This window comes from Cytophagales bacterium, assembly GCA_033344775.1.
Lineage (GTDB): Bacteria > Bacteroidota > Bacteroidia > Cytophagales > Cyclobacteriaceae > JAWPMT01.
Genome location: JAWPMT010000002.1, coordinates 531,436 through 547,187, shown reverse-complemented (window position 1 = coordinate 547,187; position 15,752 = coordinate 531,436). Strand labels below are relative to the sequence as shown.

Below are 15,752 nucleotides of genomic sequence, written 5' to 3'. Positions count from 1 at the left end.
AAACTACCTTGAGATCAATCGAAGCAACAAACAGGGAATTCCATCAAAAAATCTCCTCGTACCTGGCTTGCTCCACTAGTATTTAAGATGGTGGCTTTAAACTCTCCCTTGAGCCAGACTGTCAATTCGGATTCTCCAGCATAATACTCCGTGATCGTGAAGAAGGAGGTCTCCGGTTGATCAAAATACCAGGAAGCATAGCCCTGTCCCGGACCACCCACATATTCGTCTTCGACGATCTCTATGTTAAAACCTTTTCTACGTTCGATTTTTTCCAGATCAATGACCTCTCCAAAGGCATATTGGCCTTCACCTTGGGTAATTTCAATCAATGTCTCATCTCGATTGTTAGCTTCTCGAGAATAAGCGATCCTAAAAGTTAAAACTGAAGTATCGCTCGTAACAGAAGCTCCGAATTCTTTAGAAAATTGGGCATCCGATGTTGCCGGGGCCAATAAACTGGAAGAAAAAATGGAATTATCCACACCATCAATCAGGTTGTATGATTCATCACCGACGCTAATGTTGAGAAAAGCTACGGATCCTTCCGGAAGCGGTTCTAAAGCTAAAGGAACGATCTCCTCCTCCTCGCTGCATGAAATGAAACACAAAGCACAGAAGAGTAAAGTAAATGAGAAATAGGTCTTAGTCATTGTCATATATTTTGAGTTTAGTATGTTTTAACAAGTTTGGTAAATCAAATATGTTGCCAGAAATAAAAGACAATTCATTTAGAAGGAATACAAGCGATAATCAGAAATCAATTCAATGCCTTGATTTTCAATAAGATACCAACAATGACCTTTTAGTGAAAAATACAATTCAGCCTATTTACACCTTAACTTAAATGTCTCTAAATATGAGAGACCAAGCACGGTGGCGGACAGTCTCTGCCGCATATGGCATAAGTCATACATCGGTTATATTAGATCAAACTTTTCCACAGATATAAAAGAAAAGCCCCGACTTTCATCGAGGCTTTCTGCTGTTTGGCGGCGGTTGTGGAATTTGTCTATCGCTTAATAAATCGTTGTTGTAGGTTCAAATCAATACCATTAATCAGGATCACATAGGTACCCTCCGGAATATCCAATCTTTCACTTAAGTCCATTCGTTGGAATTGCTTCGTCCGGATGAATCCAAGTACTTTTCTGCCATTCATATCGAAGACACGGAATGTCAATTCACCTCGGTAATCATTTTCAATTGTTAGGTTCAACTCATCGACTACTGGATTCGGGTAAATGGTCAATGCTTGTTCAGCATCCAATCCGACATTAAGTACTTCCTCCACTTCCAGTGCGACCGTCCCATCTTCACTGATCAGTCCAGTCACATCAGCTTGTTCCCCTTCTTCGACAGGAATCTCAGTTTCTACACGACCAACACCGGGGATCTCTACGCCAATCCGGTAGTCTCCAGTAGGCAAGCCTTCAAATATGATGAAGCCATTTTCATCCGTCAGTCCATCGGCGATGTACTCTCCTTCGGCTGTGGAAAGTACTACCTGCGTGTTCGGAATAGGATCCCCCATCTCCACCCTGCCCATGATGAACCTGCTTTGACCATTTGTGGTTCCTTGCGCCTGGAATTCAATCTTACCGCCTGTTTCAGGGTCAACTAATTCCACAGCAGGTGCTGGTTTGGATTGCATATTGATCACCAGGCCTGATACATCTGCGGCCAACTTCAGTATATCAGGTGCAGCCGTCTGATCAAGTATCGGAGATACATCCCCTAAGAAGGTAGATAGATAGGTTGTTTCCGTCTGAGGAACACCTACCCCCAGGAAATACTCTCCTTCCCTTACATTTTGGAAGGTGAAATTCCCTTCGGCAGAGAGTGGTACGTTGATGGTCTCATTGACATTATCCAATGCCACCAAGTAGGCTATGCCATTGGAAAAACCATCTCCATCTGCCAACGCACGGCCAGAAATATTATAGACATTAAAGACCTCAATGGAAGCAGTAGCAAAAACCGCATTCGTTTCGTCCGTGGCGGCTAGTGATGCCCTCACTACCACTGTTCCCGCTCCGGCGAAGGATAGCTCGTTGCCGGTTATTTCACCAGGTCCACTTTCAACGCTCAGGACGACATCCGTTTCCGTAACTGTGGTTGCCCCTTGCGCGTCGAAGGTCACCGCTATTGTGACGGTCTCATTCGCCGGTGATTCGGCCGGAAGTGTAATAGTAACATTTGGGTTGATCAAAGTAGGGTCTACCAGGTTGAAGCTTTCTGTATCTTCTGAAGCGTTGAAATCATCCGTTTCTTCGATTACTGCCTTCACCACAACCAATCCTGGTTGTGTTCCAGGTGTCAACGTGGATCCATCAATCGTCGCATCTCCTTCCAGGACCGACCAAACTACTGTTGCATTTTCGGGATTGGTTATCGCGCTCAAGGGGAAAGCGGAAGCACCTACTACTACGTCACCCACCGAATTGATTTCAATGGACGAATTGGGTTTGTTATTGATCAACTCATTAATCGTAATGGTCGGTGATGCCGAGAATGTCAGCCCTCCTTCATCGGTCACGATGATCGTGACGTCATAGGATGATTGATCATCGAAATCAAATACAGCGTTAGTCAATAATTCATTTCCGGAGATTTTGAAATTCGTTTCCGATTCCGGCAAACTATATACATGAGTAAATGTGGCGTCTTCATCTGTAGAAGTCAATGTTCCAACTAATGTCCCAACATCTGCTCCTTCATCGACCGTCCCTCCACCAGTAATAGAAAATGAGGTAGGGGCTTCATTCACATTAGTTACCGTAATGGACATGGCCTGATCTACCTCATTGGTTCCATCACTCGCGCGTACAGTCAATAGATAAACGTTGTTATCGTCTGCATCATCAGGCGTTTCGAAATCCGCAGCACTTTTAAAGGTAAGCTCAGCTCCGTCTAATTCGAATAATTCGGCATCTTGCCCTTCGACCAGACTGAAAGTTGACGTTCCTACTGCCTCTTCAGAAGAGACCGTCAAGGTGACCACTTCAGTTGTGTTCTCCAATACACTTACTTCACTATCGGAGGTAAAGACGGGCACTTTTGTCAGATCCGTTACCGTGACAATCATGCTCAATGTGATGTTATTTGTACCATCACTGGCCTGGACTTCAACCTCATAATTATTGTCACCATCGGCATCAGCAGGAGACTCAAAATCAGGAGCCAACTTAAAGGTTAAATCCGATTCGGATAATGCAAATGCTTCCTGATCAGCTCCTCCGGAAATGCTATAAGTAATCGTAGCACCAACATCCGGATCAGTGGCCGAAAGACTGGTTACTATGGTTGTATTTTCTTCCACACTTACTTCAGTCGACGTATTGAAAACGGGTGCTTCATTCACATCCGTGACCGTAACTATCAAGTTCAATTCTGTAGCATGTGTATCATCAAACACAAACACCGTGACTTCATAGTCATTGTCAACTCCATCATCCGCAGCATTTTCAAAATCTGGTGCAGTAATAAACGAAAGCTCGTTGCCTGTGAGGCTGAACAAGTCTTTATCTGTCCCATTCACGATACTGTAAGTCAAAGTCGCTGTACCATCAGGATCGGTAGCATTCAAGATAATTGGTCCTGCTGTGTTTTCCTGAATGGTTTGTGCACTAGCTGTACTGATGATGGGTGCCTCATTCTCATCAGTTACGCTTACAATCATGTTTAAAACAACATCATTGGTCCCATCGCTGACCTGAACATCGACTTCATAGTGGTTATCCCCATCGATATCAGACGGAGTTTCAAAATCAGGGGCAGAAGTGAACGTCAAGGACGATCCTGAGAGACTAAATAGTCCTTGATCAGCTCCTCCAACAATACTGTAAGTCAATACTGCATCAGTATCCTGATCTGTAGCGGATAAAACTGCCACTTCCGTGCTGTTTTCCACGACATTGACATCCGCTACCGTATTAAACACCGGGGCTTCATTTTCATCTGTAACCGAGATGGTCAGGGTCTGATCAACATCACTGCTACCATCACTTACTCGTACAGTCAAGGCATAAACATTATTGGCATCTTCATCCGTGGGATCTTCAAAGTCCGGAGCACTTATAAAAGTGAGTACGGCTCCATCCAGGTCGAATGAACTCGCATCCTGGCCATCCACCAGGCTGTAAGTCAAAGTCCCTCCTCCTTCACTGGTAGATGCTACCAGGGTGATCACATCTGATGTGTTTTCAACAACGCTGATTTCACTATCAGAGGTAAATGTTGGAGCAGTCGTCAAATCGGTAACAGCTACGGTCATGTTCAAATCGGCAGTATTGGTACCATCACTTACTTGAACACTCACCTCATATTGGTTATCTCCATCCGAATCAGTGGGTGATTCAAAATCAGGGGCAGACACAAAGGCCAAATCAGATCCTGACAGGCTAAATACCGCCTGATCCGTTCCTCCTGTGATGCTGAAGGCCAATGTTGTTCCAGCGTCCTGATCTGTAGCAGATAAGGTGGCAACAGTCGTGCTATTTTCTTCGACACTTACGGCTGCATCATTGTTGAATACCGGAGCTTCATTTTCATCTGTAATCGTAACGGTCAGGGCCTGATCAACATCATTGGTTCCGTCACTTACCCTTACGGTAACCTCATAGGTATTATCCCCTCCCACATCATCGGCACTTTCAAAATCCGGGGCTGATACAAAGGCGAGCTCACTACCTGACAGGTTGAACAGATCTTTATCAGTCCCATCGACAATGCTATAAGTGAAGGTAGCATTTGCATCTTCGTCAATAGCCGATACAGTGGCAACACCAGTCGTGTTTTCCGTTATGGTAAATGAACTCTCTGAACTGAAAACAGGTGCTTCATTTACGTCAGTGATAGCAATCGTGATCTTTTCGGTTAAAGTATTTCCGCCCCCATCATTAACGGCAACATCTACCGTGTAGCTTGTTTGGCTTTCAAAATCAAATACATCCACCGTAACCAATTGACCTTCAGAAATGTCGAAGGAAGCATTGTCTTCCGAATTTTCCACCAAACTGAAGGTATTGGTATTTGCGCCATCAGGGTCCTGGGCACTTAGGCTTCCAATGACTGTTCCTGAAGCAGCATTCTCTGCTACTGTTGTGTTGCTCAATGCGATATCCGAAGGACTCTCACTGACATCTCCCACATTGATGGTAAAAGTCTCTTCGATGGTAAAGAAGGTATTCGAGTTTTCCACGCCATCTGAGGCGCGGACCTTCACAGTTAAGGAAGGATTAGCTTCAAAATTAAAACTTGCTGAAGATTGCAATTCTAACCCAGAAAGCTGGAAGTTGTCAGCACCTTCTATGATCTCAAAAACAAGGTTATCATTGGTTTCATCCGGATCGACAGTTGTCAATGTGCCAATAACCGTGCCTGCTGCTTCATTTTCATTAATGCTTGCAGCGCTTAATTCAATGGCGGTTGGTGATTCGTTAAGATCAGCGATATCAATGGACAAGGTCTGTTCAAATGTCGCATTTGAATCGTCAGTGGCCTGGATACGAATACTTTTGGTAGCTCCGGATTCGTGATCAAATGTGGCCAGTGTTTTTAATTCACTGCCTACGATCTCGAAGCTGCCATTATCCGTATCTCCTTCCCCGCCAACCAACGTAAACGTTTGATTGTCCCCAGAATCATTATCAGGGTCCTCTGATGAGATGGTCGCTACCACGATTCCGATACTGTTGTTTTCATCAACAGCGTTGGCATTCAAAGTAATGGATGTAGGTGCATCATTGACATTTTCCACATCAATGGTAAACGAATAATCATTGGACAATTCACCATCAGTAAGGTTGAGATCAAAGTTGGAAGTCCCAACGTCTGCATCCTCAGGTGTACCATAGAAGAAGGTAAACGGCGCATTATAAACTGCAACCGCATTAACACCATCGGAATCCGCATCACGGGTAAAGTAGACTTCACTTCTGGCATTGGCCGCAATCTTGCTCGCCTCGTAAGTCACCGTTCCTCTCCATAGTTCCTCTTCTCCACTGGGAGTTACGCGGACCAAAACATCTCTTTGTGTACCAGCAGCATCCGCTTCCACATAGAGCACATAAGATTGGTCACTTGAATACTTCACAAAATCCGAGATAAAATACAGATAAGGTGAATTTGTATTGTCAGTCGTCAATGCCAGCGTAACTGCTGTTGCCGCGTCCCCATCAATATCAATGGCGCTCATCTCATTTCCAGCACTGAAATGGATCAGGTCATCTTCTCCAATATTGAATACTCCAACGAAACCCACTTCTTCTTCAAGTGTGGTTTTACTGCTCCCATCCAGACCGATTCGTACAATATCTTTGGTACCATCCGCCTGAGTTTCTACCAAAACGAGGTAATCGTCATCATGATACCCCCCTGCCGTCACCTCTCCTGTAGCGCTGTATACCGAAGTAACTGTGCCATTGTCCATCTTTTTCACCTGGTATGAAGAACCCCCGAAGTTATTATCTGAGAAATAAATGACGCCATTATCATCGGTATCCACAAACGTGATGGATGTCGCATCGGTCGTCAATAGTGTGGAAGTGGTCTCAGTATCATCATCGTATTTCAAAAGGTTCGTTGCAAAACCACTGGCACCTAAGATGGTCATATACAAATTGTCATTATCATCGATTTCCAGGTTGTTTGTACCATTTTGTGCCAGAAATTCTTCAACAATTGCAGGTTGATCTTGCTGAATGAGCCAATCAGCCCCTGATTTGGAATAGGTGATGTTATCTCCATCAAAATCAAACCCTCCAGGGGCGAAAGTGTACAGTTGTCCTTGTGTGGCAGTTCCAGTTGGTGCATTCAATAACTGAGGTGCGCTGTTGGTCAAGTCATTGATAGTAATGGTCAGATCTTTCTCAAAGGATTCTCCAATCGCATCGGTCGTCTTGACCCGAATGATTGCAGAAGTGAACTGACTAGCATTGAATAGGGCTTTGGTTTTGAGGACATCCCCGTCAATTTCGAAGAATGCATTGAAATTTATACCACTCACAAATGAATATGTGAAGGTGTTGTTGGGATCGGAATCCGTAGTAATGAAGGTACCAACTAAAGCACCGGGTATTAAACCTTCATCAACAGAACTATTGCTCAAGGTGATGTCTGTCGGTGCATCATCAATGATGGTAATGGTGAAATCCTCATCATGGGTCAATTGCCCCACGTCCTCGGTTGTGACGGTCAGCGTATAGCTAGTCGCCATTTCAAAGTCCAATACCGCAGCTGTTTGCAATTCATCGCCTACCACCTGAAACAAGTCCGAGCCTACACCAGACAGGGCATAGGTGTGGCCATCGCCGGCATCTTCGTCAGTGGTTGTAAGCATGCCAAGCAGGGTTCCTGCGTCCAGGTTCTCGTCAATTTCCATGTCACCGGACAAAGCAATTGCTGTTGGGGCTTCATTTATGTCATTGATGGTGATATCAAAAGTCTCTTCCACAAATTCACCTGCGACATCCATGGACCGGACCCGAATGGATTTGGTACCTGGATTGGATTCGGCATCATAAGAAATCGTCGCCAACAAGCCATCATCCACGATCGTAAACTCACCATTATTTGCATCTCCCATGCCCGAAACTAAAGTATAGGTATAGGTATCACCCGTTCCGTCCGGATCCAGCGTATTGAAAGTTAGTAAAGCAGTTGTCGTAGGATTGTTTTCATCGATGGAATTGCCACTAATTTCCAGGCCTGTAGGCGCGTCATTGATGAAATTTACGTTTATGTCAAAAGTCTGAGTAACAACCTCATTCTGATCATCAAGGGTGATGGTCACATTGTTCAGCCCACCATCGGTCGCGCCAGGTATTCCAAAAATGACCTGATTATCCGCATAGGCAAATAGGTCAGATGTACCCGCAGTGGCATCATTCGTGATGTAAAAAATATCATTGGTTGAGCCAAATCGGGTGAACCCTGAGATCTCAAATGTGTTGACATCATCTGTGGCCGTGAAAAGTTCTAGACTCACCGAAGAACTGTTTCCAAGGTAGCCGTAACTGTCGTAGATATTGGCCATTTGATCCAATGACTCGTAGAGAATATAAGCATTCCCAAACGCATCCACGACCAAATCCTGTACGCTGTATACCCTTTCATCTGAAAAGATGGTTCGCGTGGTGAATGTTCCATTCAACTCCAAGTCCGCAATAAACTCCGAATGGTCATCAGGTTGGAAATTGCTTCCCCCAAGGAAATAGATCTTACCATCCAAACCTACGTTAATTGATTCAGCTTCGGATCCACTGATCACCGACGTAACCATTCCAGCGTCATCTACAATAGAGATATCTCCTACTAACACACTATTGTTGAACCTTCGCTCAAGTATGACCACCCCATTTTCATGGCTATCAATATCTTTTATGCCATCGAACGTACCTAAATCAGAGAAGACTATGGGATCTGCATTCGGATTCACTTTGTACAGTTTCTCCTGGTCGCTGGAGTTGGTCAAAGCGAAGTAAAGCTCACCGTTAGTATTCGAGGTGATTAACGGGCCAATGAAACTTGGCATTGGATTCAGGCTTGAGAAATCAATGTCTGACACTTGAGTTCCATCATACTTGATAACAGAAATACTGCTTCCCTGAATGGTATAAACCGCCTCATCGGTCACGGTTGCATCGGTCTTGGACAAAGGTGCGACACCTGGTACACCACTGGCTATGTTCAAAAAGGATGTGGCCGTATGAGGTACAGACGTATCTAACCAATCAGGTAAAGTGAACCCATATGTAAAAGCGGTACTCTGAGAGTGTATTGCGCTTGGATTGTATATGTATTGGGCTCCTTCTGTTGCAGCTGTTACCGGATCTGCTTCGAAATGAAGTGGGCCAAGTACCTCGATAGTGAAGTCCTGATCGGTAGTAGTTGCCCCGTCACTTGCTCGAAGTGATACTGGAAATTCTCCAACGATGGATGCATTTCCGTTCAATGAATAAGTAGAAGGGGGAATCACAATTTTTCGTACTTCCTGAGGAATAGAACTTGTGTTTGCAGAAGAACCTAATGTCCATAGATTACCATCAGAGTCAAAATACAGCGCTTCCATCCGTCCCCAAAGGGCTGTATTCTGATCGCCATCCACGGAGGCCCCTGCATTAAGGCCTATGAAATACTCCCAGGAGGAAGTACCTGGTGTCATTTTAAGGATAAATGCGGTACTATTGAAATAAACATCCCCCAATACATCCACCTTTAGATCTCCTCCGAATGGTATAGAAGTGACATCTGAAGTAGTTGGATCTGGTGTAATGGAGGTGATTGTCCCGTCTGCGGTTACAAATCGTACAGTACTTCCGTCCCTGAACCAAATCGTACCATCCGGAGCTACATCCATTCCAGAAGGGTTCGCAATTTGTCCTACGCCAACAGGGCCATCTGTAACCGACCTGTTAGCAGTACCTGCCACCACGGTTGCCACTCCATTTTCTATCTTATATAGCTTTGATCTGGAGATGGCATATAAATCATTATCGTTTGAGACAGCAACTTCCTGCACCTCCTCAACCTCCACCAAAAAGGTTAATACATCATTGACAATCGTATAGATCCCTCCATCGAAATTTGGGCCTCCACTGAATATCGCCACATAAATGGTCCCATCTGGAGCTATATCCATGCCTGCGGGGCTAAAAATAGGTTCCGCACTGTTTGCATCGGCAATCACAGTTTGTACACCATTCACATCCATTTTATAAATGACATCATCAAACCGATCCGTATAGTAAAAATTGCCTGCAGCATCTACGACAAAGTCTCTGGCATTCTGTGGTAAGCCCGTCTGTTCAGTTGTAACAAGGACCGTTTCAGGTGCAGGAGGATTAATGTTGAAGTCTAACCATGCTGGGATCGTAATCCCTTCTACTGTAACGAATGATTCTTCATCATCCGTTACGGCAATATCGTAATCAAAGTCATTGTCACGGTCCAGCAAAGTAGTTGGTGCAGACGTGAACACCGGCACATCATTTACATCCGTGATGGTTAACGGAAAGATCTGTTCAAACATGTTGCCGCCATCTGATACAGATAGTCTGATTGAAAGCGAAGGCTCCGTTTCAAAATCCAATCCTGAAGCAAGTAACAAATCAGTTCCACTGACAGTAAAAGAGGCATTGTCCGTATCTCCAGCCCCGGCAACTAAACTGAAGGTGGCCCCCATACTTAATGAACCGTCTGGGATGATCGAGGATACGACCCCTCCTACTACCACATTTTCTGCTACCGAAGTATTTTGCAAGCTGAATGCCTCACGTATAGTTACCGTTTCAATAGCAACACCCGGCCTTAAACAAAAATCGTTGTTCGGGGTGACACGCACTTCGATCTCGTCACCTGCCACCAAACCTGTGGCATTGAAAGATTCAGTTGTGGCACTAGAGACTGTATTCTTAAACCACTCATAGGTATAGGTTCTTGTGGGAGAGTTCTCCTCAGGGCTTACGGTCGGCGTAAATACAATGTCTCCGGGAAATGGAAAAGGATCAGTAGCAACCACCACAATGAATTCGTTTACACTTAACGTACCTTCGATCGCTCCAATGTCAGATGGTGATAATCTTAAAGTACCCAGTTGATCTTTCATTGGTGCGTAGGTAGCATTTGCCAGACCAATGGCAGGTCCACATTCAACGGGTTCGTAAACCAATAGCCCGTTGCCCCCGGGATCTGACAATGTCAAGCTCTGTATAACTTCCAAAGTCGTAGAGGTCAGGTCATTATTGTCACCAATGTCAATACCAATGTTGTTCCCAGACCCTGTATAATCCGGTGTTGCATTGCTAAAAATATTGACGCCATTTACTTCGTCCAAAACCAGGTTATTGGCGAAAACAACCTGATTATCGGTACTGATGGACAACACATCCTGCACCCCTACCATGGTGTTATTGATAATATCTACATCAACACCGTCCAATGTTACCACGGGGTAGTCCCCAGCAAAGTCAGCAAAACCCCTGACCCCAGTTTCTGAGAATGTGTTGTTACGGATCGAAACATCAATATCCAACCCAGGTTCCGAATCTAAGGCAAACACTTCCCTGTATTGATTAATAACAGAATTTTGTTCAATGGTAACCGTACCGCCCGCAACGCCTGCATTAAAGAACACCTGCATGGTTGACAGATCATTGTCTTGAAATAAATTCCCCTGAATCAGTATCTCCTGAAAATCAGACTCACGAAAATTTATCACTATATTGTGGTGCACCGCGTTTTTGAAAACAGAATTAGCAATTTTAATGGCCCCAGTTATTTCCGTATCGGTTCCCTCAACGTCAATATCGATTTGACGCCCGCCTAAAAGTTGAATGCTGTCTATATTCACATAATAATTTCCTCGATTGTTATCGACATCAAAGTTTCTGTACCTGAGCACTTCATCACTCGACGAATTGAAATCAGAAATAATGACATCATACATGACCAATGAATCCGCAAATACATCGATGCCATTAAAGTTGAAACCACTCGTATTTTCCAGCTTGAAACCTTCCAACTTATGGTATCTTCCAAGCATTGCAGTGGATACATTTGTAGTAGTTCTGATAATGGTTTCATCACTACCATTGCCGATGATATGCACTGGGCTTTGTGTGAAAAGTGCCTGATCCATCGAAATAATGGACCCTTGAGGAAGTTGCCTCAAATCCATCACAGTGATGATATCATTGCAAGGTAGATTCACAGTTTGAGCAAGATGGTAGGGTAAAGAACCTACATCCGTCCTGCCTGGAAGAACGTTTGTAATTACCACGGTATCTACCTTTATACGTTGAACAATAAGGCTATTTGAAGTAGCCACCGGCCTAGGGAAGCAGGAAGAAGATTCCGTCAATTCAAGGGTTATCTCATCCCCTTCATTAACAGCTCCGGTAAAAGTATCTGAAGTTTCACCTTGCACCGGAGCACCATTCAAAAGCCATTGATAAGCCGGAATTGTATTTACATTTTGATGCTCGGATGTAAAGGTCAGCGATTCTCCGTCGCACTGGAGTATCAAATCCGTTGAAGCGATCGTAGCGACAAGATCTGCAGCATTCGTCACCGTAAGCGTTGCACTCTGAGAAGTCACGTCGTTCAATGACCCTCCTATTTGTACCCGGTACTGATAATTGTGAAATGCCCTGGGCACGCAGGTAAGGTCAAGAGTAGCCGTTTCAGCTCCCGAATAGTTGGAATCATCAGTAATATTTGAAAAACCATTCCCATCATCCACTTGCCATTGATAGGACTCAACCGTACCTGTGGTCGTAACCGTAAAAGCCGCATCCGTACCTTCATTGATATTCAACTGGTCCGCAGGGTCGGCAGTAATTGCAACGTCTGTAATAAACGCAATGGTGCCATGTGTATCTGGACTCGCTGTAGAAGTTATGTTACCTGAAAACGTAAAGAAGGTCATGGTAACTGTACCCGTATCGTTGAAGACCCCACCACCTCGGCCTTGTCCAGTTCCTCCTGAAGGTTCCGGTGAGGCATCGCCGCCCGCACCACCTGTTGCAGTATTATTTTCGAAAGCGATGTTCTCTAAAACAACCGTACCATTTCTTATGTACAAGGCACCTCCTAAACCGGCACCACCACCACCGCCAGCATGGGCAATACTAATCGCGTTAGCACCACTTCCTCCAAAGGCACCTGCAGCACCACCGTTTCCTAATCCGTTGACATTTCCGCCGCCAGCTCCGCCGCCGCCAGCTCCATACCCTCCGGAGCCACCGTCTGCACCTCCAAAATTAAAATTTCCAGTTCCGCCACCACCACCGGCGCCATAACCTCCGGTACCTCCAATAAAAGCTCCTGGTGGTAATTCAGCGGCGACACCTCCTGAATTTTCAAAAGGACCATCACCACCAACACCACCGCCTCCAAAGCGATCATTTCCGCCTGTTCCGCCTAAAACTGAGTTTCCCGAAAACAGGACATTCGTCATCGTTACATTTCCATTATTGACAAACATACCCCCGCCCATACCAGCACCTCCTCCGGCATTGCCATTGGGGCTTTCACCTTCTGCATACCCATTTTGGATTGTTAATCCATCAATGGCTATCATGGGTGCATCAGTAGAACTTTGAAGGATACCCCCAATAAAGAAAGGCCGCACTTGATTGTTTCCATCGATGATCGTGGAAGAACTCCCCGCTCCATTGATGGTCAGGTCTTCGGTAATATTGGGTAATCCCGTTGAAAGTGTAATGGTACCCGTGATTCCAGTTAGATCGATGATATCGGCTCCGGGATTGGCTTCGGCATCCAGTATCGCCTGCCGTAAAGTGCCGGCTCCTGAATCATCGGTATTGGTTACAGTAAAGGTAGTTTGGCCTAGTGTGGCGAAAGGCAAACAGACCACAAAGAATAGTGGGGCAAGAATTCGGTGCATCATGGTTAATTAATAATTGTCACATCATTAAGCTTCCTCAATGTAGTCTGAGCGATATCAGGATGAGAATTAACCAACAACGGATCAGGGCCTAAATCACTTGAACGAGTGATACCCCTCACTCAAAATCACTCGAACGAGTGAGACGTCCCTTCATTTGAAAATGCCTTAAAAGGCCGAAATTTGAAGCAAGTTTCTACTAACTTACCGTGTAAGCTCTAGGCTAGATATGTTGAAAATCTTTTGTACATCATGGTTACTGTTAGCCGTAATTTTCGGCATTGAGTTACAGGCACAACAACCTAAACTGGATAGTCTGGATCAAGTGCTCTCTCAGTATACCGCAGAAGATACGACAAGAGCCATGATGCTGATTGATGCCTCGGAAACAGCTTTTGGCAGGGACTTTCAACAAGCGTTGGCATACGCGGAAGAAGGGCTTCAACTAGCGCATTCACTTGACTATTCCAAAGGCATTGCCTATGCCAGTCTCATGGCTGGTCGCTCTTGTATCTACTTGAGTAAAATGGATCAGGGGTTAAGATTTCTTTCAGAGGCCAAGGAAATTTTCCGAACCTTATCCGATACTTCCGGGTTGGCGGATGCGACCCGAGCAGAGGGTATCATCATACTTAACCTCGCCAAATACAACGAAGCCATTGCGCTCTTTGAAGAGGGTGCGAGACTTTCCAGAATTGCCGGAGACCTGGCTGAAGAGGCTTTTTGTGTCATGGATATTGGGATCGCCTATATCTACCTCAGTGGTCGCGAGAAAGCACTGGAATATTTTCTAGAGGCTTTGAAGATTGCTGAAAAAAGTCAGGACAAAAATGCCATTGGCAACGTCAAAAACAGCATCGGCCAGATCTATTACGAGCAATTGAAATACATGGAAACCAAACAAATGATGGAAGAAGCATTGGAACTGGCCCTGGATATTGATAATCCTATTTTGATTTCTGACTGCTACTTCTATCTCGCTCGAGTATCGATGCATGACAGACGGTTTAATGCTGCACTTGAATTAAATTCACGATCGTTGACCATCGACTCCCTACAAGGAAATTTAAGAGGTCTGGCACACAAACATGTATTGAACGGAGATATTTACCTGGCCGACAATCAACTTGGGATGGCCTCTAGCTCATATGACATTGCACGGCAATTCACAGAGCGTTTACAAGACAAAGAACAAACCCTGGCGCTGGTATTGATTCGATTGGGCAAAGCAGCCATTCAGAATGGCAGGACTCAACAAGCGATTGCTTTTCTAAATGAAGCAGTGGCTGTGGCACAACAAGGCCAATTGTTGTACTGGGAGTATGAAGCCTATGAAAACCTGTCGCAGGCTTATGCACAATTAGGAGATTATCAACAAGCTTATGACCTACATCAAAAATATGCGCAGGTGAAAGATTCGGTAGTAACATCAGATCGAGACAAGAATTTCAACCAATTACAAGCACAATACGAAGACGAGAAAAAGAAAGCGGAAATTGATCGGCTCAGCAATGAATCAATCATACAACAACAACAAATTGATTTACAGCAATCTGAAGCCGCACAAAAGGCCCAACAAACCGCTTTACTGCTCGCGGTTCTTTTAGCGGTAATAGTGATTGCCGTAGTGCTATGGGTCTTATTCCGAAATAAAACCCGAAGCAACGAACAATTGGCCCTTCAAAACGAGAAGATCGAACAACAAAATGAACAAAAAGAGATCCTACTGAAAGAAATCCATCATCGGGTCAAAAATAACCTACAAGTCATTTCAAGTTTGTTGAGTCTTCAGTCACACAACATCCAGGATCAAACGGCTTTATCTGCCGTAAAAGAAGGACAAAACAGGGTAAAGTCCATTGCTCTCATTCATCAAAAACTGTATCAGCACGAGGACATTTCCCGTGTGGACTTCTACGAATATGTCACGGAATTGATCCATCATTTGCGGGCCACCTTTCGCACCACCAGTGAAGTAGACATCATTGTGAATACCCATGACCTTACCCTGGACATTGATACAGCAGTACCACTTGGTCTAATCGTCAACGAGCTGGTTTCAAATAGTTTCAAATATGCCTTTGAAGGCAAAGAAGAAGGAAAAATCAGTATAGAACTAAGCAGTGCTGACGAAAGTGAAGAAAGACTTCTGATGTCGGTAGCTGACGATGGCATCGGAATCCCCAGTGAGGTAGACATTGATCAAACAGATTCATTAGGTTTGAAACTTGTTCGAATGTTATGTACCCAGTTGGATGGTGACATGACTTATTCAAATGGAAACGGATCCAGATTCGACCTAACACTCTCTAATACCAGTTTAAGGAAAGTAGCAGAATAA

Annotated in this window: 3 protein-coding genes; 1 reads left to right on the top strand and 2 read right to left on the bottom strand. The window is 44.6% G+C overall.

The window, feature by feature from the left end; genetic code table 11:
* Positions 1 to 14: 14 nt before the first annotated feature.
* Together R8G66_06685 and R8G66_06680 are read right to left on the bottom strand one after the other, a co-directional pair.
* Positions 15 to 653, bottom strand: a complete 639-nt coding sequence (locus R8G66_06685) for a hypothetical protein (GenBank protein ID MDW3192029.1) — start codon at positions 651 to 653, stop codon at positions 15 to 17.
* Positions 654 to 1,012: 359 nt separating this feature from the next.
* Entirely contained in the window at positions 1,013 to 13,414 is a 12,402-nt protein-coding gene (locus tag R8G66_06680) for a cadherin domain-containing protein (GenBank protein MDW3192028.1), read from the bottom strand.
* 226 nt (positions 13,415 to 13,640) lie between these two features.
* Here R8G66_06680 and R8G66_06675 point away from each other — a divergent pair, with 226 nt between their 5' ends.
* The gene (locus tag R8G66_06675) at positions 13,641 to 15,752 is read left to right on the top strand and encodes a histidine kinase dimerization/phosphoacceptor domain -containing protein (GenBank protein MDW3192027.1); all 2,112 of its coding nucleotides are present in this window, start codon (positions 13,641 to 13,643) and stop codon (positions 15,750 to 15,752) included.

What these genes read in the sequence shown, in the direction of transcription:
- R8G66_06685 (MDW3192029.1), bottom strand. Translation starts at nt 653, where the DNA reads ATGACTAAGACCTATTTCTCATTTACTTTACTCTTCTGTGCTTTGTGT.
- R8G66_06680 (MDW3192028.1), bottom strand. Translation starts at nt 13,414, where the DNA reads ATGATGCACCGAATTCTTGCCCCACTATTCTTTGTGGTCTGTTTGCCT.
- R8G66_06675 (MDW3192027.1), top strand. Translation starts at nt 13,641, where the DNA reads ATGTTGAAAATCTTTTGTACATCATGGTTACTGTTAGCCGTAATTTTC.